Below are 24,167 nucleotides of genomic sequence, written 5' to 3'. Positions count from 1 at the left end.
CATGAGTCAAATTGACAATGCTGCTGTTTCAGCACATCTCTCCCATGTGCGTATTGTCATGGTCAATACCACTTTACCTGCCAATATTGGCAGTGCCTTACGTGCCATGAAAACCATGGGTCTGTCCAAGCTGGTTCTGGTGGCACCTAAAACCTACCCGCATCCGGATATTGATGCGCTGGCAGCTGGCGCATCCGATCTGATCCAGCAGATTGAGATTGTAGAAACACTCGAAGATGCAATTAAAGATTGCCAGATTGTCTTTGGAACCAGTGCGCGCAGCCGTACCATTCCCTGGCCACTTTTAGATGTACGCCCCGCTGCGACAAAAGCCATGAGTGCCGTAGTACAAGAACAGCAGGAAGTCGCGATTCTATTTGGCCGTGAAGACCGTGGTCTGACCAATGAAGAACTGGCAATGGCCAACTATCACCTGACCATTCCAGTTAATACTGATTACGGCGTACTGAATGTGGCGCAGGCAATTCAGGTAATCTGCTATGAAATGCGCATGGCAGCCATGAGCCAAATTGAACAACCGCGTGATGCTAAGGCAACCATGCAAGTGATTGATGGCATTGAAATGGAATGGGATGAGCCTTTGGTGAATCATGCCCAGATGGAACAGTTCTATCCGCATTTGGAAAAAATGCTGGCAGAAATTGAATTTATGGACCCAAAAAATCCAAGATTATTACCTTTACGCTTGCGTCGTCTCTTTGGACGTATACAATTAGATCGTATGGAATATCATTTACTTCGTGGTATTTTCAGCCGTGTTCAGGCCATGAATAACGGCACCTGGAAAAAATCTTCAAACACATCATCACAGGACGAGGATCAAATCTAATGCTAAAACAGCTCAAAGAAGATATACAAGCTGTCTTTGCGCGCGATCCTGCAGCACGCAATACTTTAGAAGTCTTAACGACTTACCCTGGCATCCATGCGCTGATTATGCATCGCATGGCACATGAGCTATGGAATAAAGACTGTAAAGGAACTGCGCGTGCGTTGTCTTCGTTTAGCCGTTTTGCGACTGGTATTGAAATCCATCCCGGTGCCAAAATTGGCCGCCGTTTCTTTATCGATCATGGTATGGGTGTCGTGATTGGTGAAACTGCTGAAATTGGCGATGATGTCACCCTATATCATGGTGTGACTTTGGGTGGAACGACCTGGAATAAAGGCAAACGTCACCCGACCTTAGAAGATGGCGTGGTCGTCGGTGCTGGTGCCAAGATTCTAGGGCCCTTTACCGTAGGGAAAAATGCCAAGGTCGGTTCAAATGCGGTGGTTACCAAAGCCGTTCCTGAAAATGCTACGGCTGTGGGCAATCCGGCACGTTTGATTATCAAAGAAAAACCTAAAGATGATGCTGAAACCCGTCGTCGTGACTATGCAGAAAGTATTGGTTTCCAGCCCTATGCTGCAACTGAAGACCAGTCTGATCCAATTCTGGAAGGTATGCGGATTTTGCTGGATCGTATTCAGCAAAATGAAAAACGCATGAACAACTTGTGCAACCGTCTTTCTTTGCTTGATCCGACCTTCAACAAGCAGCAACAAGATGGCCAGCCTTTGAGCAAAAAAGAATTAAAGATTCTGGAAGAAGCGCGGCGTGAATGTGAAGCGCAAACCAGCCAATCCAAAGCCTGAATTTAACATTTAACTCTGTAACACGGGTTTACTTGCATGATCGTTATACTTTTCATAGACTGACGTTCATGCAACTTATGTACTGGCTGTTTTTTAAAAATAACAGAATGGATGAATATTATGACCTTTAAGCCCTTGGCACTTGCTTGCTTAACACTCAGCATTGCGGCGTGTTCAACCATGCCCGAAAAACAGTCTCCATCAAAACAATCTGAAGAATTTGTTTTTGTTGAACCTGCTCTTAGTCCTCCATTTTACGCTCTAAATCCCTTTAATTATAATGAACCACCTCCGTTTGAGCTGCATTTACAAAAAGCAGCAGCACAGCCTGTGACCAAGATGGTGGTGACAGATCCTAATGATCCATCCAAGCAATTGACTCTGGATGTGAATAAACTGATTATTCCGACTGTCGACAGCAATACCCGTAATATGCGTTATGCTGCGCTGGCAAATGACAATGAAATCGATATCACTGAAATCGATGATTTCCTGCAATTGGTTGAGGGTAAGGCACGTCATTATCCACCACGTTTCAGTGATCGTCAGGAACGCCGCGGTTTTGAAGCCAAATTGCGAGAAGTCACCCAGCAACTGGATACTTTAGCAGCCCTTCCAAATGCTTCTTTCGATGTTTTGTTACGCGCTTTTAAAGCCAGTGTCATGGCACGTAATCTGGATCTGGGGTCAGTCTATACCACCAAGTCTCTCACCTACGCACAACGTATTCTGAGAGTTAACCAAGATGATCCTGAAGTCAACTTCTGGTTTGGTTTTGGCCTGTCAGAAGGGGGTGGTCAACGTGAAGCCATTCCATATCTGGACAAAGCCATGAAAGCAGGTGTTCAGGAAGCCTATCTTTCTGCAACCAATAACTATATTGCCTTAGAGCATAAGAAAAATGCCATTCAGACCCTGAACAACTACAAGGTCAAATATCCACAAGAAGCTGAAGTGGCGGATCGCTTAATTCAGGAAATTGAAAATAATGGCCGCTGGAATGTATGGCAAGTCATGCAGACTTCCACAGCAGCTCCGGCACCAGCCCCTGCCACGCCCTAATCCACACCTCTGCGTTTGATCCGATTACAAATAGACTGCTACGGCGGTCTATTTTTATGAGAAAAAATTAGTAAAATACAAAACATTACTCCGCTTTATAGCTTGATTTAGTGAAAAGTTTTTATGCCCCAGAAAATTAATAAAAGATTAATACTTTGCACTTTACTCCTCACCAGCGTACTCAGCGGCTGTCAGGTGGTCAGTGTTAAGGAACAGGCCATTAATGTCACACTCAACAATGAACGTGACAGTATCTTGACCCGTGACAAGCTCAGCGAAGCCAGTCTGAATGTGTTGTCCATGACCGGCCGTGAAGCGCAGGTCTGTGTTGATCAGCCTGAAGAATGTGTGAATGATCTTAAAGATATTCCTCAGATTTTAGATGAACAATTACTGTCTACAGCAAGTGAATTATATCTGGCTAATGCCTTGCAAAATGCCAAGTCAGCCGAGTGCAACACGAGTGTTTTGAGCAAAACCCGGTCACAGGAAAAACAGCAGCTGCAAAAACAGACCATCCAGAAATGTCTGGATCAGCAGCTCACCATGCTGGATAAAAGCATTCGTTATAGCTACGCCTATCTGTTTAAAACCGAGCGTGCACCGCAAGACCGTATTTTTGACAACCGTCAGGTCCAGATCCGTGATTTTTATAACCTGGCAATTGCTCATCTGATTCAGCGTTATGCTGAACGTTATGAAACCAAGCGTTCCGGCCAGCGGATTCAGGTCGGTGACAGTGTTTATAGCATTGATCTGGAAAATTTTCCGCAACTAAAAAACCAGACCATTGAGCAATTGCTGTCTACTTATAATATGAATTTCTCGGGTCTACGTTCTATTACCCGCCGTGACGGTTTTGGCTCGGAATTTCTGGTGGTTTTACCAGAAGAACAGCAATCTGAGGAGGATGAAAAATATACTGCCGATCCACTCAAGCACAACTACCCCAATGGCATAAATCCTAATATTCATTCAGCACGATATCTGGCGACTACTATCACTGCGGCACCCAAATCAGCAAATTCGACTGAACAGATTTTATCTACTTCGGAATTCCAGCTGAAACTGCATGATCCTTATAAATATGAAAAGATCAAGGTGGCTTCAAAAGAATACGCGTTGGCTGCCAACTTTTCCGCACCCTACGGTTTATGGCTGGCCGAGAACAATCTGGGCCGTTTGGCCTATTTGACCCTGATTAATCGTGATGACAGCCTGAGCATGCCGCACCTGTATATGCTGGAACCTTATAATCCGGACAAGAAAGTGCTGGTATTGGTTCATGGTCTGGCTAGCAGTCCTGAAGCCTGGATTCGTCTGACCAATGATATTATGGGTGATCCGGTATTAAGAGAAAATTTTCAGGTCTGGCAGATATTTTACTCAACTAATATGCCGATTCTGGAAAGTCGTTTTCAAATTAATGCCCTGGTTCAGCAAGGCTTTGCCCAAGTCGCGAACAATGCACCCGCCAAAAAAGATGCGGTACTGGTCGGACACAGTATGGGAGGTGTGATTGCCCGCCTGATGGTCAGCCAGGCCGATATTACCCAAGATGCATTTAAGCTGGTACAAAATACCCGCATTGCACAGTTTAAGGATAATCCCCTATTTAAAGCACGCCTGCAAATGCAGCCTATTCCGAACTTTAGCCGCGCCATTTTTCTGGCAACTCCACATCGTGGAACGGAATATGCCGATCGCTGGCATACCAAACTGGCCCGTAAAATTATCCGGATACCGGGCGCATTTTTGGGGGCCTTTGCCGATACCCTGCAAGGTGAGATCGGGTTAAAGGAGTTTGTTAAAGAACTGGGACATGACCTGATTCAGAATGGTCCGAGTGATCTGAGTGAAAATTCGAAGTTTACTGCATTGACCGAGGATATTCAGCCTTCTAAAAATATCAAATTTCATTCTATTATCGGCAACATGGTAGATACGCAAGATCCTAAGCTGATGAGCGATGATATCGTTTCATATGAGAGTGCTTACCTAAATGGTGCGGTATCCAACAAGGTCATTAAGAGCGGTCATTCAATTCAGGAAACTCCGGAAGCTGTACTGGAATTACGCCGGATTCTCAGATTACATCTGTCAGACCTCGGTCTTTATGATCCGAAATAAACAACCATCATCTTGATTGAGATGAACCACCGTATGTTCGCATCCGGTGGTTCATTTTTTTAAAAATACAAATAGTGATGAATAAGAACCTAAAGCGGCAGATCCGGGCACTGACTTAAAGATTCATCAGGAATTTCATTTCTTTCTGAAAATTAAATTTGATAGACTTGCTTCAATCTTGGTTTAAAGCACCCTAAGCTAAGCGACTTCATTCACTATGCTCCTGAGCAGATCCTCGATAAAATATTTTTATAGATCTGTTTAGATGTGCTTTAAATTTTTTTGCATAAGCTGCTTATCAGTATTTGCATTTCTCTCTTGTTGAAAGGATTTATTTTTAATGACCAGTTCAGAAATTATGGCTGATCTTTCTACCTTAACGCCCATGATGCAGCAATACATGTCGGTGAAAATGCAGCATCCGCACTCATTGATGTTTTATCGTATGGGCGATTTTTATGAACTGTTCTTTGAAGATGCACATAAGGCAGCCAAAATTTTAGGCATTACCCTGACCCATCGCGGTAAAGCCAATGGCGAGCCTATTCCAATGGCGGGTGTACCTTACCATGCAGCCGAGGGCTATTTGGCACGTCTGGTCAAAAAAGGCGAAACGGTGGTGATCTGCGAGCAGATCGGCGAGGTTACGGGGAAAGGACCGGTTGAGCGTGGTGTGGTGCGAATCATCACACCGGGCACCCTGACCGATGATGCCATGCTCGGTGCACATCAGAGCTCAAACCTGGTGGCTTTATGCATTCAACAAAATCAGATCGGGATTGCACTTCTCGACCTGAGCGCCGGCTTATTCAAAGTGCAGCAGCAGGATTATAATATTAACCAGCTGATGATTGAACTGGCGCGTTTGATGCCAAGCGAAATTCTGCTGGATGAGAATATTGCTGATCCGACGCTGACCGAGCAACTCAAACAGCAGCTGGATATCTCTGTCACTAAACGTCCTAATGTCGACTTTAACCTGAACAATGCGCAAAAAACCTTGTGTGACCAGTTTGCCGTCAGCACGCTTTCCGGTTTTGGTATTGATCATTTACCGCTCGCCAAAGCTGCTGCGGCGGCCCTGATCCACTATGCCAAAGAAACCCAGAAAACCGCTTTACCGCATATTCGTTCGATTCAGTTAGAACAGAGTTCAGACTTTATTGCGCTGGATCCGGTGACACGCCGTAACATGGAACTGATTGAGCCTTTATTTGACCATGGTACTTCGCTATTCCAACTCATCAATGATTGCCAGACTGCCATGGGTGGACGTTTACTGAGTCGCACCCTGATGCAACCTTTACGGGATACAGCCCTGTTAGATGATCGTCTGGATGCCATCCAGGCCCTGCTGCAGGGTTTCCACGAGACACCGGTACGTCTTGTACTTAAAGAGATTAGCGATATTGAACGTGTGCTGAGCCGTATTGCGCTTGGCAGTGCCCGTCCGCGTGATCTGGTGCAACTGCGTCAGGCCTGCGCACAAATTCCGTTTTTACGTCATGCTTTACAACCGATTGTAAGCCAACAACAGTCTGGGCTCTTAGTCCAGCTCAATGCAGAACTGGGTGATTTTCATGGTCTGCATCAACGTCTGATGTCCGCCATTGTGGAGAATCCGCCAGTGCTCTTACGCGATGGCAATGTGATTGCCGAAGGCTTCGATAGTGAACTGGATGAGTTGCGTCAGATTCGTGATCATGCCAGCCAGTTCCTGATTGATCTGGAAATTAAAGAGCGTGAAGCCAGCGGCATTCCGGGACTGAAAATCGGTTACAACCGCGTCAGTGGCTATTATATCGAACTGACCCGGGCACAGGCCGAACAGGCGCCCGAGCACTATATTCGCCGGCAAACTTTAAAAAATGCCGAACGCTATATCACGCCTGAACTGAAAGCATTTGAAGATAAAGTCCTGTCCAGCGAATCACGCGCCTTGGCCCGTGAAAAAATGCTGTTTGAAATGCTGCTGGATGAGCTGCGTCAGGATATCGGCAATTTACAGATGATGAGCAGCGCCATTGCACAGATTGATCTGATTGCTAACTTTGCCCACCAGGCGCGTTTACGCAACTGGTCGCGTCCAAAATTCAGCCCTGAAGTCGGTGTAAGCATCACTGCCGGTCGACATCCGGTGGTAGAAGCCCTGAGTAAAACAGCCTTTACTCCGAACGATACACGACTGGATTTCTCCCATCGGATGGCGATTATTACCGGCCCTAATATGGGCGGTAAATCAACCTTTATGCGCCAGACGGCATTGATCGTGTTACTGGCTTATTGCGGTGCCTATGTTCCGGCCAAAGCTGCAACTTTAGGTCCGGTTGACCGTGTCTTCACGCGTATTGGCTCTGCTGATGATTTATCTACAGGTAAATCGACCTTTATGGTGGAAATGACTGAAACTTCGCAAATTTTGCATCATGCCACCAGTCAGTCTTTGGTACTCATGGACGAAGTCGGTCGTGGAACCAGTACGTATGATGGTTTGTCTCTAGCCTGGGCATGTGTGCTGGATCTGACGAAACGTATTCAATGTTTGTGTCTATTTGCTACCCATTATTTCGAACTGACCGAACTGGATAAAGAAAGTGGCATTGATAATTACCATGTTACGGCCAAAGAGCTGAATGGCAATCTGATTTTATTGCATAAGGTGCAACATGGCCCAGCCAGTCAGAGTCATGGCTTGCAGGTCGCCAAACTGGCAGGTATTCCGGCTGCAGTGATCAAAGAAGCGCAAAACCGCTTAAGGATTCTGGAAAAGCAGCATCAGGCGAAACCGCTGAGTCCGCAGCATGATCTGTTTGCAATGCCTGAAATTATGGAGCCTGTGGAACGCATCATCGAAATCGAGAAAGAGTCGCCTGCACTGGACTTACTCGAAGATCTCGATATAGATAGCCTGACTCCTCGTGAGGCCTTACAGCAATTATATGCACTAAAAGATCTGCTCAAGCAGCCAAGTTAATTCTGAGTATCAGACCTCATCTTGTATGGGGTCAATGCCCCGATCATACTGATGAATGCTGTAATTCAGCAGTATGTTGCCTTTTTTCAAATTTAACAGCCCTATATATAACAAATATCAATAAAAGGAATTGTTAGTTACCCCTGTTTTTGCCTAAAATACATCATTCGTAATTAGAACCATATTTTTTAGGTAGCTGTCGCCATGACCTTCGTTGTCACTGAAAATTGTATTAAATGTAAATATCAAGACTGTGTAGAAGTTTGCCCTGTAGACTGTTTCTATGAAGGTCCTAACTTCCTTGTGATTAACCCGGACGAATGTATCGACTGTGCGTTATGCGAACCTGAATGTCCGGCAAATGCAATTTTTTCTGAAGACGAATTGCCAGAAGGTCAGGAAGTCTTTATTGAACTGAATGCAGACCTGTCGCAAAAATGGCCAAATATCACACAAATCGGTGAACAGCCAGCAGACCGTGAAGAATGGAATGGCAAACCAGATAAATTACAATATCTTGAAAAGTAATTATTTTTAACTTTAAAAGATCAGCATAGGCTGATCTTTTTTATACTCAATGCACACATTTCATTGCAATATTCTCCAAATTTCTCCCTATATTTAGTCTAAAATAGCGCTATTTTGTAAATATCTGATTTGTATAAATGAAGAACTTGTTAAAGGGATTATTGAGTCTTTGTATAATTCCTCTCGTTTTTGTGGGCTGTGCCACCACAAAACAACCTGGTCAGACCACCACACCTGCAGGAAAACGGATTTACATTCCACAAGAACGTGTTCAATATGACCGCAAAGCCTACCCGAAAACTGTCCCATATGTTTATACCCACTGGGTATCGGCACTGGATAATTTGTCACGTGTACGCGAATATGAAGTTTTTCTGGAACGTAACGGGGTTGGCAATATCATTCCGAGTTTCGAGTTGATGCGTACTGCACGTGATTGGGCCAAGTGTGGTCGTTCCCAATACATGATTCCAAGCCGTGAATTATGGGCCAATCAGGTGCCGACGTTAAAAGTCTTTAAATATCTGATCGCAGCCAATGTGCTGACTGATTTTGAAGTCACTTCGGTCTATCGTGACCTGCCTTTGAACCAGTGTGCCGGTGGGGCCAATTCTTCACGCCATCTGTATAACTCTGCTATCGATTTCCGGATTGGCCCAGAATATCCTCAGGCGCAAGATTATAGTTATATTGAAAATACCAAGTTCAAACTGTGCCAGTTCTGGTTGCAGCATGGTCAAAGTTTCAATATGGGACTCGGCATGTATGCTTCTGGTCAGATCCATATCGACACCCAAGGTTACCGTACCTGGGGACCGAGTTTAGGCCGAAACTCTTCGATGTGTAATTACTAAGCCATTACAGGTGCTATACAAAGTTCATTTAGGACTTTGTATAGCCTAAAAAATCAGCAGCCATAGAACAATAAATTGCGCTCTGCCGCGAAAAGTTTAAAATGCAGGCATCGCAATCAAGGTGCTAAGACTATGCAAAAAATGTGGACAGATATTGATCACTACATTGATTCACATTTAATTCCTGAAGACCCAATCCTGAATCAGACCCTTGAAAATACCGCAGCGCACGGTTTTCCCGATCATCTGGCAGTGGCACCTAATCAAGGCATGTTGTTGCAGATGCTGATCCAGATGAACCAATGTAAACGGGTACTGGAACTTGGAACATTTGCGGCATATAGCACCATGTGGCTGGCACGCGCCTTGCCGGATGACGGTTATATCCTGACTATTGAAGGACGTGATACCCATGCAGCCATAGGTCAGGAAAATATTGATCGCGCCCAGCTCAAACAAACTGTCGAACTAAAGTGTGGTCGTGCAGCAGATGTACTGAAAGCGCTGCCTGAAGATACTGAAGCTTTTGATTTTATCTTCATTGATGCAGATAAACAGAGTTATCCGGAATATCTGGAACTCAGTTTAAACCTGTCGCATTCAGGCACGCTTATTTTTCTGGACAATGTGATTCGTGCGGGTGAAATCATTAATCCGGACAATAATAAGCCAAGTATTGAAGGCATTCGTGACATGTTTAAAGCCCTGCAAAATCATCCACGTATCTTGTCATGTACCGCTTTGCAGACCGTTGGTAGCAAAGGACATGATGGTTTTGCACTCGCGATTGTCAAATAAAACAAGAAGAACAAAAATCACCCAATACAGTATTCATCATAAATAACATGTACTTATAAAAATTAACCACAGAGTTATCCACAATATATGAGGATAACTCTGATCACTTTTAAATCAAGCTGTAACAATTTAACATTAGACTTCGCACTTGGCTATTTTATGCAATCCTCACTTCGCAACCAGTAAAGGGACTTTGGAATTACGGAAAATCGTGGTTGCAACACTGCCCAAGAAGAACTGGTGAATTTTACTGTGACTAAATGCACCCAGAACAATAAGTTGAATCCCCTGTTCCTGTTGATAGCTCAGAATATTTTCTGCGACATCGCCATAGCGATATTGTGGCACCACATCCAAACCGGCCTGAGTTAAATATTGCAAAGGCTCATTCAGAATTTCAGCATGATCACCGATATATAAAAGATGACATTGCAATAAGCGCAGCAGATCACTTTCCGCAATCCGTTTCATCATCTTGATACAGGTCGGTGAATATTCATAAGCAAAAATAAAGCGTGTCGGTGGCTTAAACTGTTCTCCGACTGTCATCACAGTACAATTGGCGCCACGAATAAAATTTTCGACATTGGTGCCGATCGGTTTGTTTTTTTCAGCCGAGCGTTCACCAAGTAATCCGATCACCGCGATATCATCAGGCTGCAGAATCAAGAAACTTTGTTCCAGAAAATCGCCCTTTTCCTGAATATGGGTGGTTGGAATACCGTGTTCTGCCAGAATCCGCTCGGAAATGTGTTGCAGCAGGTTATTGCTATAATCCAGCGCGATTTCACTTTGTTTCTGTTCAAGCTCGGCCAGTTCTTTCAGTAACATCGCATTACTTTCAAAACCGATAACCCCGCTGATTTCCCCCAGATGATAACTGGCTGGGTAGTAATCCAAAACCTGTAACAAGACCAGTTCACGTCCCGTCTGTTTGGCAATCCATGCAGCCGCGTCTGCCAGTGCGTTTATACATGGTGATGAGTCGATGCAGGCGATGACACGTTTCATGTTTAGCCTCTCTATTTATGATAAAAATTTCTTAGTTATTTTTAACTTAGCATAAGCATATAAAAATGTGCAGCGAAATCTGTAAGGCTGGACTTGAAATATGTTAACTTTTATGTGAACACCGATAGATCGGCATGTTGACCTATCTGCCGAGTCAGACTTTCCTGTCAAGCAATTGACTTCAAAAAGCTTATTCACGATAGCGAATAAATTTGGCCGGATTGCCGGCAACAATCGCGCGTGCCTCGATATTCTTGGTCACCATACTGTCCATCCCCACCACCGCCTGATCTGCAATCTTGACTCCATCCTTGATGCCCACATGTGCACCGAGCCACACGTCCCGGCCGATTTCGATGCCTTGCGAACGTACCGGCTGCTGATAAATCGGCTGCTCCGGATCCATACCATGATCAAAGGCATAAAGATGACAATAAGCGGCAATACGCACCTGATCATGCAGTTTAATTCCCACCCGGCCACCGTCCAGAATGCAGTGATGATTGATCGCTACTTCATTACCGATGTCCAGTGGACCATGCAATGTGCAATGTGCGGCAATAAAGGTATTATCACCAATAATAATTTTGCGTCCCGGCTCGGCAAAAATATGTGCCAGTGGTGAAATAAAACAGTTTTCACCAATTTCGACGGTTTCCATCTCCATCAGATAAGCCTGGTATTCCTTTTGCCATGCTTCTGCCCAAACGCGATTTTTCGGCTTTAAGGACCAGTACAGCCAGGGCATATAGTTCAGACGATGTTTGTGCTGCTCACGATATTTCAGTAATGGATCTTGGTCAGTCATCTGTTGCTTCTTCTATGATTTTTAGCTGCTCACGGCCACGAGTCACATCTTGAATTTTCAGGGCAAAGGGTTGAATCTGGTCTAACTGAAATAAGGCACTAACCTGTACCCCATCGGGGGTATAATCTTCCTGATAGTCGATCTGCAGCTGATTCAGTTCATATTGAAAGATGGCCCACTCATTGAATTGACAGGAAAATTGCACTTTTTTCTTTTCAATCAGTTCAATTTTTTCTGCTAGTAGCAGGCATTGTCCAGCACAACCGCCATAGGCCCGCACCAAACCACCTGTTCCCAGCTTGATTCCGCCATACCAGCGATTGACCAGCACCAGCACATTGGTCAGCTCATTGCCTTCAATGGTGGCCAGTATCGGGCGTCCTGCGGCACCTGAAGGTTCACCATCATCATTAAAACGTACCTGATGACCAATTTTCCAGGCCCAGCATTGATGCGTGGTGCTTGGATCGCGATAGGCTTCCAGAAAATCTTTAGCCTGCTGTTCATTTTCTACAGGTATGGCAAATGCCTGAAAGCGGCTTTTTTTAATGTCTTCCTCAAAACTGACCAGACTGGCAATGGTAAATGGCATAATTTCAGGCTTTAAACTCTCACTGTTGCAGTATACCCGCTTTACACAGACAAATAAAAAGCCTCTCTACGGAGAGACCTGATTTTACTCGATTGTTTTAAGGGACTTTAAAAGTCATCAGATCCGGAAAACTTGCCTTCTTGCCTGCTTTTTACTCATTTTTCTGCTTCGGCAAGGACATTGAATTCTTAAGGTTTTGTGTTTTAGCCTGATAATTGATCAGATCATTTAATGAAATGGCTCTTTGCCGTTAATTAAAAAAACCTGCACCCGATAATTGACGTCAGATGCAGGTTTTTTTTATATAGAACAGAATCATTTAAACAGTGAAATCATCACCCAGATAAACTTTTCTCACGGTCTCATTCGCCAGAATTTCTTCCGGTGTGCCTTCAGCGAGCAATGCACCTTCACTGACAATATAGGCATGCTCACAAATTGCTAATGTTTCTCGCACATTATGATCGGTAATCAGCACCCCAATCCCACGATCTTTCAAGTTGGTAATAATATCTTTAATATCACCAACCGAGATCGGATCGACGCCGGCAAAAGGCTCATCGAGTAGCATAAACTTAGGATCAGCGGCCAAGGCACGTGCAATCTCGGCACGACGTCGCTCACCACCGGATACACTCATTCCCAAGGAATCTTTAATATGGGTAATTTTAAAGTCTGCCAGTAACTCCGCCAGACGTTGCTGGCGTTGTACCTTGGTCATGCCTTTACGGGTTTCCAGAATCGCCATAATATTTTCGGAAATCGTCAGTTTCCGGAAAATCGAAGCTTCCTGCGGCAAATAACCAATTCCCTTACGTGCCCGTTCATGCATGGCCAGGTCGGAAAGATCCAAATCATCCAGATAAATTTCGCCCTTATCCATCCGCACCAGACCGACCACCATATAAAAACTGGTGGTTTTACCGGCCCCATTCGGCCCCAGCAGACCGACAATCTGGCCACTTTGCATGCTGAACGACACATCTTTCACTACCCAGCGTTTATTATAGTTTTTCGCCAGATGCTTAATGGTTAAGGTTTGAACCTGCTGCGATTGCTCCATTAATCACGCGCTCCCGGAGAGGATTTTGAAGTGGATGGTGGAATCACGATTTGTACACGGCCCGCTGATGAACCGGTTTTATTTGGTGTTCCTGTGGCTTCGATATCGCCTTTGTTCATGCTGTACTTCAAGGTATTACCGCGAATACTGGCGCCATCCTGTTGCAAGAATGCATTGCCAGATAGGGTAATGATCCCAGTTTCAGCATTGTAGACAATTTTCTGCGCCTGCCCTTTGGTTAAACCTTTGGCCGGATCCACTTTTTGCTGAAACTGTGTCGGGCTACCTGTAGCCGTAATCAGACTGATCTGACGCTTGTTGTTCAGATTTGCCACAATCGAGTTGGCTTGCAGTTTCATGGTACCCTGCTCAATGATGACATTGCCCGAATACGTGGTCACACCAGTCCGCTCATTGAAAGTCGCCCGATCAGCCAGCAAGGTGATTGGCTGGTTACGGTCAGATGGCAAGGCAAAAGCAGAGATTGAACCGAGTCCAACCACAGTTGCCAGCGTCATACGCTTCAGGAAAGTGTGCATCATTTTGGCTTTAGGAGTTTGGTTCATACTTTCCTCGAATATTAAAGAATTCGTATTGACCATCATTAAGATTGGCTTTAAGACCCTGGCTGACAAATTCAGCCTGTGGAGATTCCACAATCACTGTCTTGTCTGTTTCAATTTCACGCGTTTTTGGAAAAGCTGTCAGTTCTTCAGTACGGAACTGCAATTTCCCATTTTGCATGATTTTGGTGGCAAGCACTTCTTGAGAGAGTACAACTTTTGTATTGTCATCATAACCATGCGCCATTTTGGCAAAGAAAGTTGCATCGACTTTACCATTGGCATAAGTCGATGCACGCAGATTTTCCAGCGTTGAGGTTTCTAGCTGAAGGTTCTGCTCAAGTCGGTCCACCTGAGCACGAACCGAAACCTGACCTGATTCATCTGTCTGGGTTAAGTTAATATTTTGAGCGGAGTAGGTCATGCTGCGCGCAGAATCTGCCTGCAGCTTGTTGCCCTTGCCACTGTAATAGTAATAACCACCACTTATTGCGGCAATAATCACAGCCGTAATGTATAAAACTTTAGTATCCATAAGCGGTGTACTTAATCCAAAAGATAGGACTTATTAATAAGGCGCACGAATATATTTTTCAAGTAACTCTTGGTACATGCCTTTGGACATTAACAACATATCGCAGATTTCACGAACCGCACCACGTCCACCCTGAGCCTGAGTTACCAGGTCGGCACGGCGGCGAACTTCGACATGACCATTAGGCACTGTCACTTTCATGCCCGCAATGGCAAAAGCAGACAGATCAGGCCAGTCATCGCCCATGTACAGGCAACCTTCAGGATCAATATTAAGCTGTGCACATGCTTCCCGAAGTGCTGTACCTTTGTCTTCACGACCCTGATAGACCAGATCAACACCAAGATCCGACATGCGCTTTTCTACGATATTGCTTTTACGTCCCGTGATAATAATGACCTTGATCCCAGCTTGCTGAACCAGTTTCATGCCCAGACCATCACGAATATCGAATGATTTGATTTCATCGCCAGTATTGGTCAACGTTACAAAGCCATCACTTAAAATACCATCTACATCAAGCACCAGTGCTGCAATATGACGTGCTTGCTCTAATAATACATAAGATGCCATTTATTAATTTACCCCAGCCTGAATCAGGTCATGCATACTGATCACGCCAATGACTTTATTGGCATCATCCACGACTACAAATTGATTAATTTTATGTTCATTCATACGCTCCAGCGCTACCACTGCACGTACTTCCTGAGAAATAGTCAACGGATTCTTGGTCATCACATCTTTAACTGCGAGATTGACATCAAAGCCTTGCTGCTTGTCAATCAAGCGACGCAAGTCACCGTCAGTAAAAATTCCCAGCAGAACATCATTTTCATCGACCACTGTAGTAAGGCCCAAACGCTTATTGGAAATTTCGTACAATACTCTGTTCATGGCAGTATCCGGCGAGACTTTAGGTAAATCAGCGCCAGTATGCATCAGATGCTTCACATGTAATAACAGACGCTTACCCAACGCACCCGCAGGATGTGAACGTGCAAAATCATCCGAAGTAAAGCCGCGAGCGTCCAGCAAAGCCACCGCCAAAGCATCACCCAAGGCCAAAGTTGCCGTGGTTGAAGATGTCGGTGCCAAACCGAGTGGACAAGCTTCCTGAATATTACCGAGCGTCAAAGCCACATCGGCGTTTTGTGGCATTGGACCACGGTCGTCACCACTGATGGTAATCAGAGGAATTTCTAGATGCTTGATGAGTGGCATCAGCATCATGATTTCATCACTCTTGCCCGAGTTTGAAATTGCAATCAGTACATCACCTGCCACCAGCATCCCCAGATCACCATGACCTGCTTCCCCAGGATGCATAAAGAACGACGGGGTTCCGGTCGAAGCGAAGGTCGCCGCCATTTTACGGCCAATATGACCTGACTTGCCCATTCCGGTAATCACCAGACGGCCGGTACACTGTAGAATGATTTCACAGGCACGGCTAAAACGGTCATCAATCTGTGTTGCTAAAATCTGTAACGCATTTTCTTCGATGCGCAGTGTTTCAAGTGCGACTTTCTGGAAATCTAGTTGATTCATTGTTTTTTGTGAATTCAAAGCCTGTTTACCTACGCTAAGGACAGAGAAAAACTCTGGTTTGATGGGTATAATTTTCGCAATTTTAGCATAGCTATGCAATTACGAGCTTTCTAAATGTAGAAGATTCTACGCATTTTTAATATATTTCGATTGTATTTGACTTGCGTAATCTGGTATCTCTGCCTCTACATTTACTCCATTTTTAGCGCTGTAAAATGTGCTTGTTTTATTTTCTATCGGAGCACGCTCACTCTCTCTTCAATAAGTAGAGTTTCAATGAGATCATACCCATCCCCATATCACTTAATCCTCCTAGTAAACACTGCCTCTAAAAAGCTGAGCTCAACATCTCCATTTTCGCTCAAAAATTATCTTTTTCTCAATCAGTCGCTCTGCCTAACTTTGCTAAATAACTGAGGCTTTTTACGCTTTTATCTTTATGAAAAATTATGCTTAGGTTAAGATGATTCATCCTTTCATTTGAAGTCTTTTGAACAGCTATGCAACCATTTGTTCTATATAACTCAGAGCAACGCAAAAAAGTAGAATTTGTACCTCGTGTTGAAGGTCAGATTGACCTGTATGTCTGTGGAATGACAGTCTATGACTACTGTCATATAGGACACGCACGTACAGTGGTTGCATTTGACTATATTATCCGTTTCTTGCGTAGCCAAGGCTGGAAAGTCAAATACGTGCGTAACATTACTGATATTGATGACAAGATTATTAAACGTGCCAATGAAAATGGCGAAAGTATCTCGGAGTTGACCAGTCGCTTTATTGATGCGATGAATGAAGACTTTGCCAAGCTGGGCTGTCTCCCGCCTGATGCTGCCCCTAAAGCGACAGATTACATCGATCAAATGCAAGACATGATCGGCAATCTGGTCGACAAAGGTACGGCTTATTCATCCAATAATGGCGATGTCTATTTTGAAGTCGAGAAATTTGCCAAATATGGTCGCCTTTCTGGCCGTAAACTGGAAGATATGCAGGCTGGTGCTTCTGAGCGTGTAGACGTTGAAGTGCAAAAGAAGCATCCGTTTGACTTTGTCCTCTGGAAACATGCCAAAGAGAACGAGCCTTCATGGGCATCACCTTGGGGCAATGGCCGTCCAGGCTGGCATATTGAATGTTCAGCGATGTCGACCTGCTGCCTGGGCAATCACTTCGACATTCATGGCGGCGGTGCCGATTTGACCTTCCCGCATCATGAAAATGAAATTGCTCAATCAGAAGCAGCAACCGGTGAACAATATGTGAACTACTGGATGCATGCCGGATTCATTAATGTGGATGGCGAGAAAATGTCTAAGTCTTTAGGCAATTTCTTTACCATTCGCGACGTGATTGAAAAATTCCATCCGGAAGTGGTGCGTTACTTTATTGTGTCTTCACACTATCGTAGCCCGGTGAACTATTCCGATGTTGCGCTAAAAGAAGCGAAAAACACATTGTCTCGTTTCTACCATTCATTTAAAACCTATCAGGCTGTTTATGGCGATCATCGGGTGGAAACCCTGGATGACGCTTTGGTTGAGCGTTTTAATGCTGCCATGCGTGATGATTTCAATACGCCTGAAGCCATTGCAGTGCTATTTGAAATTAACAAAGAGCTGAATCGTGCGGTGAAAGAAGAAAATGCGGAACAGGCAGCGATCTACTACGCTACTTTACGCCATCTGACCAATATTCTCGGTCTGGTACAGCAAGATGTAGATGAGTTCCTCAAATCTGACATTGGTCAGGAAGCTCTAGGGTTGTCACCTGAACAAATTGAAGGTTTAATTCAACAACGTAAAGACGCCAAGAAAGCCAAAGAATTTGCGCGTGCAGACGAAATTCGCCAATCCCTGCTTGATCAGGGGATTGTTCTTGAGGATACCCGTCAAGGTACTGTTTGGCGCCGTGCTGATTAATTAGTCAAACAGATTTATAGAGAGTTGACACAGATCTAGGATTCTCTATAATAGCCCTCATTGCGGGAATAGCTCAGTTGGTAGAGCATAACCTTGCCAAGGTTGGGGTCGGGAGTTCGAGTCTCCTTTCCCGCTCCAGAATACGAAAAACCCTTATCGAAAGATGAGGGTTTTTTTATTGTATTTTAAAAATTTTTATTGATAAAAAGCAGATCTAAAATCACGTCTTGTCCTACTTCTACCTCGACAACTTTTTTGGGTTATTCACAACAAAGTGCTATTGTAAATAAACTTCAAAACTTTCAATTCCTTTAATTACGATATCGTTTCATGACTTATAAACTGAACGCACGTCATCTTGTTTTAGACCTTCTTTACGCTTCTAAAGACTCAACCCTCTCTATCAAGCGGATGTTAGCGGCAGCTGAATTATTAGATATATCTGACAATGGCATTCGTGTCGCTGTGGCCCGATTAAATCAGGAAAATATCATTCAATCTGTAAAGCGCGGGGTGTATCAATTGGTAGAGAAAAAGTTCGATACTTCTTTTATCAGTTTAAATAAACAACCCTATATGCAAACGGCGACCACCTGGGATGGAAAATATGTACTGGTCTATACGGGTGCTTTAGGACGCGTAGATCGTACGGCATTATCTAAAAGGGAAAAAGCACTACGTTATTATGGTTTTCAGGAATTAGAGCAAAATGTTTTTATTCGTCCAGATAATTTAACACTGAGCCTAAGTATACTAAAAACAGCCACAATTGAGTTTGGTTTAGATCCAGATGCACGTTTTTTTCAAGTCAGTCAGCTGGAAAATGAAACTGACGTTCGTAGCTTATGGAACATTCCTACGCTACATCAGACCTATCACGCAGTCCAGCATGATATCAATGAATGGTTTAAAAACCACCCGGATCCAACTCTAGCAGATGCTGCAAAGAGTGCTTTTTATCTGGGTAAATCTGCCCTATTTAGTTTGCGTGCAGATCCCCTGCTTCCTGCAGAATGGATAGATGCCGATGCTCGACATCAATTTGAGCTCACAGTCCGCAAAATAGAAAAACAGGGACAATTTTTATGGCAACAATATTTTAAAGACCAAGGGGTCTAATTCATTTCTTTTTTACACACAAAAATAAATTGACTGTAATATTTGTTGTAAATATATTAGATACAGCGATAAGAACTAAATACAGGCAGATAAATGAACAGCAAGGTCAGCGTCACAGAACTTTTTAGTCGCGACGAAATTAAAGAACTTACCACGACCTCCGATGTACAGGGAGTTTGGGCAGTGGGTTCGACCTGGGCCGTGATTGTCATGACCTTTGGGACGGTAGCCTATAGCTGGGAATATCTGCCTGCATGGGGAAAAGTACTGATGTGCGCGCTGGCATTGGCCATTCTGGCCGGACGCCAGCTTGCAATGGCCATCTTGATGCATGATGCTTCACATCATAGCCTTTTCAAAACCAAATGGTTAAATACCCATTTGACTGACTGGTTCTGTGCACGCCCGATCTGGAATGATGTCAGTAAGTATCGTCCCCATCATTTGAAACATCATGCTAAAACCTCGCAGCCAGATGATCCCGACTTGGGCTTGGTAAAAAATTTCCCCATTACTCAAAGATCATTATTCAGAAAACTCTTCCGTGATCTGAATGGGCAGTCTGGACTTAAGTTTCTTGCAGGTCGAGTATTGATGGATCTTGAATTATTGGAATGGAGTGTTTCCAACGACCCCAAGCCAATTCCGCGTGGGGATCGCAGCAATTTAGAGTTAGCAAAAAATCTGCTTAAAAATAGTTCCGGTATGCTGATCTCAAATGCAGCAATTTTTTCTGCACTTTGGGCCAGCGGACATCCTAAACTGTATTTATTATGGCCTCTTGCCTATATCACTCCGTTCCCTTTGTTTATCCGCATCCGTGCCATGGCTGAACATGCCGGGCTAAAAACCAGTCATTCTGCCCTCAGTAATACCCGAACTACGCGTGCAGGTTGGCTGGCGCGTGCTTTTGTTGCGCCTGTTCATGTGAACTATCATATTGAACATCATTTGATGGCCTCTGTTCCGCATCAAAAGCTGGCGAAGATGCATCAGATGTTAAGGGAGCGTCATTATGTCAAGGCTCCGCCTAGTTATTTAGATGTCATCGGTTCACTTCTAAAAAAGAATTAATATCTCCGACGCTTAGAATTTTTCTGTTTCAATGCTGAGGTGTCTCGCTATGTCCATGCGGATGTGAGGATTGTCCCCGATGTTCCGGTGGACAGTCTTCCGCTTCAATCTGCAAGGTCATCTCGGTAATATGATGCTCATGGTGGAGCATCTCAAAGGCCTGATGACGCAGTTTCTGATAATCTACATTCGGGGCAACCAGATGCACGGTTAGCATGACTTTTTTGGAAGTAATTGCCCAGACCTTGAGCTGATGAATATCCTGAACCCCTTCAAGCGCCAAAAGATCGTGACGTAATTTTTCAATATCAATTTCCTCCGGCACACCTTCAAGCAAAATATTGATGCTCTGTTTCAGCAAAATCCACGTTCTTGGCAATACCCAAAATCCGATCAATACCGCAATTAGCGTATCTATCCACATCCAGCCAGTGAAATAAATCACCAGTGCCCCAATAATCACCCCCACCGATCCCAGCGCATCACTGAGTACTTCCAGATAAGCGCCTTTAACATTGAGACTTTCCTGACTACTGGACACCAGAATTTTCATGGAAATCAGATTAATGACTAGTCCCAAGGCAGCAACAATCATCATGCCGAGACTCTGGATTTCCGGTGGGTGACTCAAGCGCTGATACGCTTCAAATAAAATATAAATCGCCACCACAAAGAGCATTAAGGCATTAAACAGGGCAGCCAGAATCTCAAAACGCTGATAGCCAAAAGTCCGTTTATTATCTGCCGGTTTTTGTCCGATTTTGATGGCTACCAGTGCAATAGCCAGTGCAGCAGCATCGGTAAACATATGCGCAGCATCAGAGAGTAAGGCTAGACTTTGAGTCAGAAAACCGGCAATCACTTCCACAACTAAAAAAGTGGTGGTTAATGCCAGAGCTATCGATAATTTTCTGGCATTTCCTGCAGTCACGTTGACATGACTATGCTCATGATGATGTGAATTATCCACCGGCCACTCCTGCATTATTATTCGCTGAGGACTGCATCCTCAGTATATTTCCAGCTTTGTTCTTATTGATATTACGCTTAATTTTTATCTATTTAAGTAGTTTTTTATGAATTGTTTTATTCATTTTAAGGGATGACATTTTAGCCTTTCCGTTCTTTGTCATCGAAGTCTGTACCGACGTACGCTTAAAATTTCGCTCAATATATTCTATTATTCTTATAGAAAGTTTCAGTTGGTATGTCAGCAGACGATGCAGCATGAAGGCCAGATCAAAGTCTGCAATTGAGCAATGTTCAGTCAACCATACATCGTCCAGTGTGTATGTATTGCTACATCTACCAATCGCCGAATTTCTTTGGTTAGGGCTACTCTAAGATCTAAACATTTTTTTGGCGAATGAAATATCGAATTGGAAGGCATCTGCTGATTCTACATCAATTACTCTTTTCTGAAGTGATGCTCATTATTTTCTATTTTTCGCAGGATCGGTAGATAAAGCCTTTTATTTTGCTTTTGAATCACGTTAAATTAAATCATTCCCTTGATATCAAAAAACTATGCTGAACCTCGCCCATTTACCCGATACAGTTTATGCAATTCAACATCTGGCTTTCGAAGACTTAGGTGCTTGGGAAGATATTTTTTATCAGCTCGGGCTACGCGTGCGTTATTTTGAAGCCGGCATCGATGATCTCCGCAAGGCTTTTGAACATCCCGGCTTAATGGTCATTCTTGGTGGCCCGATTGCAGTCTACGAAACTAAAGATTATCCTTTTTTACAAGAAGAAATAGACTTACTTAAAGTTCGCTTAAAAAAGAATTTACCGACTTTAGGTATCTGTTTGGGTGCCCAGTTAATTGCTGCTGTACTGGATGCTAAAGTGTATTCGGGAGATGCGAAGGAAATTGGCTGGTCTAAACTCAACCTTGCCCCTATAGAAAATAACCCACTGAAATCTCTAAAAAATACCGAAGTTCTGCATTGGCATGGTGATACTTTTGATTTGCCTGAACAGGCTGAATTACTGGCCAGTTCCGCGCTTTATCCAAATCAGGCCTTTCGGGTAGGACAAAATATTCTGGCACTGCAATTCCACGCTGAAGTAGCCAGTGAAAGTTTGGAAAAATGGCTGATCGGACATACCTGTGAGTTACGCAAAGCCCAGATAAATATTCCCGCACTGCGGGCGGACCATCAAAGTTATGCCCCTTTGCTTGAACAGGCAGCCAGTTCGGTATTGATGCATTATTTAGAAAACCTGCAGCTTCAATAACAGCAATAAAAAAGCACCTGTATTCAGGTGCTTTTCTCTATTAAGTCATGCTTATTTCTTTTTAGCTGCAGGCACGCTTGCTTCAGTGGTAATTTGTACGGTAATTTTATCACCTACGTTTGGTACATAGTTTGCGATACCAAATGCAGAACGGTTGAACGATGTAGTTGCATTAAAACCCACTGTCTCAGCTTTAGTCATTGGATGTGCGCCTTGCTTGTTCAAGACGGCATCCAGTACCACAGGCTTAGTAATGCCTTTAATGGTCAAATCACCGGTAATTTTAAATTTCTTTTTGTCCTGAGTTTCAACTTTGGTACTTTTAAACGTAATGTTTGGATATTTCGCTGCATCAAACCAGTCCGCTGCCATCAGATGCTCATCTAAAGCTTTAACGTTGGTATTGATACTCGATAATGGAATCGTCACATTAACAGATGAATTTGCAGGTTTTTGCTCATCGACATTAATGGTACCCTGAATATTTGAGAAGTTACCTGATGGCGTAGAAAAACCGAAATGATCCCAGTTAAATACAGTGGCAGTATGCGTTGGGTCAATGGTATAAGCAACCGGCTTAGCCACAGATAATGTAGCTACAGATGCAACTGCCAAGCCCAATGCTAATGTTTTGAAATTCATGTTTTTATCTCTCGTTTTGGATGTTATCAAGTGTATAGGATCTGGAACCGTTTACAGCCCTAAAGATAAAACGTTTTGTTGCAGTGATGAAACGATAAAATTGTCAGTTATTTTTCTAATTTTTGGTGATTAATCCATACGGTACTGGATGAATCCGGTTTTCTTGGCAACTTTGTTATAAAGCATTTGTGCCTGATGGTTCGATTCCTGAGTCAACCAGTAAACCCGGTCACAATTACGCTGCTGCGCTACCTGATAGATATGCTCAATCAACTTGCGCGCCACGCCCTGGCCACGATAATCCGGATGGACAAATAAATCCTGCAAATAGGCATAAGGTCTTACTGTCCAGCTACTATTATGCTCAATAACATGCACTATTCCCACAACTTTTCTATCCATCATTGCAGCAAAACCGTACATTGAATCTAATTCATAATTGGTTAATTTATCCCAGGTATTTTCACTCACCTCATCCGAAATTTGCGTCTGATAAAAGCGTTGATAGTCTTGCCATAAAAACAGCCATTCTGGCTGTGATATTTGCTCTAAAGATTTGATCTGGATCTGGGGCTGTATGTTCATGTTTACCCGCTTCTTTTTTGGCTTATTTCTTTAATTTAAGTCGTTTCGATAGTGGTCGCTGAGTTTTTATAGCGGCCTAAACTTAGCTTTATCTTATCTAGTGTTCATAAGCAACAGTGAGATGAAAATCATTAGGCATAAAAAAAGCCCCGATCAGGGACTTTTTAACGCTTTATGTTTAAAGTTTTTCAACCAGAATACGATCTACCTGTTTTAGGCCAGTCGTCTTTTCATGGTTTTTACGACGTACTTTAATGACCTTTTCCTCGGCTAATTCTTGCAGCATTAAATCAACTGCAACCATCGCTTCAAGAGGCAACTCCTGTCCGATCCACTTCAGTTCACCGGCATCCATTAAAGTAATTTCATCGTTAATTTGTTCATACAAGCTCATGTTCATCTCACTCTTTCATTTCGACTATGGGAGAACTTTTTAACGGTTGCCACATGAAA

Annotated in this window: 24 protein-coding genes and 1 tRNA gene; 13 read left to right on the top strand and 12 right to left on the bottom strand. The window is 43.7% G+C overall.

The window, feature by feature from the left end:
- Position 1: 1 nt before the first annotated feature.
- From KUG37_RS09570 to KUG37_RS09535, 8 genes are all read left to right on the top strand, one after another.
- A complete protein-coding gene (locus KUG37_RS09570; RefSeq protein ID WP_216935677.1) occupies positions 2-850 on the top strand; it encodes an RNA methyltransferase in 849 nt (282 codons plus the stop codon).
- Entirely contained in the window at positions 850-1,659 is an 810-nt protein-coding gene (cysE, locus tag KUG37_RS09565; RefSeq protein WP_216935675.1) for a serine O-acetyltransferase, read from the top strand. Before KUG37_RS09570 ends, cysE begins: the two co-directional genes overlap by 1 nt.
- 120 nt (positions 1,660-1,779) lie before the next feature.
- Positions 1,780-2,721, top strand: a complete 942-nt coding sequence (locus tag KUG37_RS09560) for an ABUW_2363 family tetratricopeptide repeat lipoprotein (RefSeq protein WP_216935673.1) — start codon at positions 1,780-1,782, stop codon at positions 2,719-2,721.
- Between the two features lie 123 nt (positions 2,722-2,844).
- Entirely contained in the window at positions 2,845-4,851 is a 2,007-nt protein-coding gene (locus tag KUG37_RS09555; protein WP_216935671.1) for a triacylglycerol lipase, read from the top strand.
- A 340-nt stretch (positions 4,852-5,191) separates the two neighbouring features.
- Positions 5,192-7,825: a DNA mismatch repair protein MutS gene (gene mutS / locus KUG37_RS09550; RefSeq protein WP_216935669.1), complete on the top strand. Its 2,634-nt coding sequence runs from the start codon at positions 5,192-5,194 to the stop codon at positions 7,823-7,825.
- Positions 7,826-8,029: 204 nt separating this feature from the next.
- Positions 8,030-8,353, top strand: coding sequence for a ferredoxin FdxA (gene fdxA, locus KUG37_RS09545; protein WP_005019709.1), 324 nt, complete (start codon positions 8,030-8,032; stop codon positions 8,351-8,353).
- Positions 8,354-8,490: 137 nt separating this feature from the next.
- Entirely contained in the window at positions 8,491-9,207 is a 717-nt protein-coding gene (locus KUG37_RS09540) for a D-Ala-D-Ala carboxypeptidase family metallohydrolase (RefSeq protein ID WP_216935667.1), read from the top strand.
- Between the two features lie 132 nt (positions 9,208-9,339).
- Complete coding sequence (locus KUG37_RS09535) at positions 9,340-10,005, top strand: O-methyltransferase (protein WP_216935666.1); 666 nt, start codon at positions 9,340-9,342, stop codon at positions 10,003-10,005.
- 168 nt (positions 10,006-10,173) lie between these two features.
- Here the strand turns inward: KUG37_RS09535 and KUG37_RS09530 are convergent, their stop codons facing one another.
- The 8 genes from KUG37_RS09530 to KUG37_RS09495 form a co-directional block, all read right to left on the bottom strand.
- Entirely contained in the window at positions 10,174-11,016 is an 843-nt protein-coding gene (locus tag KUG37_RS09530) for a universal stress protein (RefSeq protein WP_216935665.1), read from the bottom strand.
- A gap of 190 nt (positions 11,017-11,206) precedes the next feature.
- Entirely contained in the window at positions 11,207-11,824 is a 618-nt protein-coding gene (locus KUG37_RS09525) for an acyltransferase (RefSeq protein WP_216935664.1), read from the bottom strand.
- The gene (locus KUG37_RS09520) at positions 11,817-12,416 is read right to left on the bottom strand and encodes a YigZ family protein (RefSeq protein ID WP_216935663.1); all 600 of its coding nucleotides are present in this window, start codon (positions 12,414-12,416) and stop codon (positions 11,817-11,819) included. Before KUG37_RS09520 ends, KUG37_RS09525 begins: the two co-directional genes overlap by 8 nt.
- Before the next feature lie 319 nt (positions 12,417-12,735).
- Positions 12,736-13,479 carry an LPS export ABC transporter ATP-binding protein gene (gene lptB, locus KUG37_RS09515; protein WP_216935662.1) on the bottom strand — a complete coding sequence of 248 codons (744 nt, stop codon included), beginning with the start codon at positions 13,477-13,479 and terminating at the stop codon, positions 12,736-12,738.
- Positions 13,479-14,045 (bottom strand): lipopolysaccharide transport periplasmic protein LptA, encoded by a 567-nt coding sequence (lptA, locus tag KUG37_RS09510; RefSeq protein WP_216935661.1) that lies wholly within the window; start codon positions 14,043-14,045, stop codon positions 13,479-13,481. Before lptA ends, lptB begins: the two co-directional genes overlap by 1 nt.
- Complete coding sequence (gene lptC, locus KUG37_RS09505) at positions 14,029-14,577, bottom strand: LPS export ABC transporter periplasmic protein LptC (RefSeq protein ID WP_216935659.1); 549 nt, start codon at positions 14,575-14,577, stop codon at positions 14,029-14,031. Before lptC ends, lptA begins: the two co-directional genes overlap by 17 nt.
- A 33-nt stretch (positions 14,578-14,610) precedes the next feature.
- Positions 14,611-15,150, bottom strand: coding sequence for an HAD family hydrolase (locus KUG37_RS09500; RefSeq protein WP_216935657.1), 540 nt, complete (start codon positions 15,148-15,150; stop codon positions 14,611-14,613).
- Between the two features lie 3 nt (positions 15,151-15,153).
- Positions 15,154-16,128, bottom strand: coding sequence for a KpsF/GutQ family sugar-phosphate isomerase (locus tag KUG37_RS09495; RefSeq protein WP_216935655.1), 975 nt, complete (start codon positions 16,126-16,128; stop codon positions 15,154-15,156).
- Positions 16,129-16,628: 500 nt separating this feature from the next.
- Here KUG37_RS09495 and cysS point away from each other — a divergent pair, with 500 nt between their 5' ends.
- The 4 genes from cysS to KUG37_RS09475 all read left to right on the top strand — a co-directional run bounded on the left by cysS (position 16,629) and on the right by KUG37_RS09475 (position 20,243).
- On the top strand, positions 16,629-18,050 hold the full coding sequence (cysS, locus tag KUG37_RS09490; RefSeq protein WP_216935653.1) for a cysteine--tRNA ligase: 1,422 nt from the start codon (positions 16,629-16,631) through the stop codon (positions 18,048-18,050).
- 62 nt (positions 18,051-18,112) lie between these two features.
- Positions 18,113-18,188 (top strand) — tRNA-Gly (locus tag KUG37_RS09485).
- Between the two features lie 192 nt (positions 18,189-18,380).
- Positions 18,381-19,169, top strand: coding sequence for a hypothetical protein (locus KUG37_RS09480; protein WP_216935651.1), 789 nt, complete (start codon positions 18,381-18,383; stop codon positions 19,167-19,169).
- Between the two features lie 93 nt (positions 19,170-19,262).
- A complete protein-coding gene (locus KUG37_RS09475) occupies positions 19,263-20,243 on the top strand; it encodes a fatty acid desaturase family protein (RefSeq protein ID WP_216935649.1) in 981 nt (326 codons plus the stop codon).
- A gap of 28 nt (positions 20,244-20,271) precedes the next feature.
- Here KUG37_RS09475 and KUG37_RS09470 read toward each other — a convergent pair whose 3' ends face one another.
- Entirely contained in the window at positions 20,272-21,228 is a 957-nt protein-coding gene (locus tag KUG37_RS09470) for a cation diffusion facilitator family transporter (RefSeq protein WP_216935647.1), read from the bottom strand.
- Between the two features lie 542 nt (positions 21,229-21,770).
- On the opposite strand from KUG37_RS09470, the gene KUG37_RS09465 reads away from it, so the two are divergent.
- The gene (locus tag KUG37_RS09465; RefSeq protein WP_216935645.1) at positions 21,771-22,487 is read left to right on the top strand and encodes a glutamine amidotransferase; all 717 of its coding nucleotides are present in this window, start codon (positions 21,771-21,773) and stop codon (positions 22,485-22,487) included.
- Between the two features lie 51 nt (positions 22,488-22,538).
- Here KUG37_RS09465 and KUG37_RS09460 read toward each other — a convergent pair whose 3' ends face one another.
- The 3 genes from KUG37_RS09460 to KUG37_RS09450 form a co-directional block, all read right to left on the bottom strand.
- Positions 22,539-23,129 (bottom strand): YceI family protein, encoded by a 591-nt coding sequence (locus KUG37_RS09460; RefSeq protein WP_216940396.1) that lies wholly within the window; start codon positions 23,127-23,129, stop codon positions 22,539-22,541.
- A 129-nt stretch (positions 23,130-23,258) separates the two neighbouring features.
- Positions 23,259-23,714 carry a GNAT family N-acetyltransferase gene (locus tag KUG37_RS09455; RefSeq protein WP_216935641.1) on the bottom strand — a complete coding sequence of 152 codons (456 nt, stop codon included), beginning with the start codon at positions 23,712-23,714 and terminating at the stop codon, positions 23,259-23,261.
- A gap of 178 nt (positions 23,715-23,892) precedes the next feature.
- Entirely contained in the window at positions 23,893-24,108 is a 216-nt protein-coding gene (locus tag KUG37_RS09450) for a hypothetical protein (protein ID WP_004729883.1), read from the bottom strand.
- Positions 24,109-24,167: the final 59 nt, after the last annotated feature.

Origin of the sequence: Acinetobacter sp. BY419, assembly GCF_019038395.1 — a bacterium.
Classification (GTDB): Bacteria; Pseudomonadota; Gammaproteobacteria; order Pseudomonadales; family Moraxellaceae; genus Acinetobacter.
The sequence above is the reverse complement of the archived record's forward strand: the minus strand, read 5'-3'. Positions and strand labels throughout refer to the sequence as shown.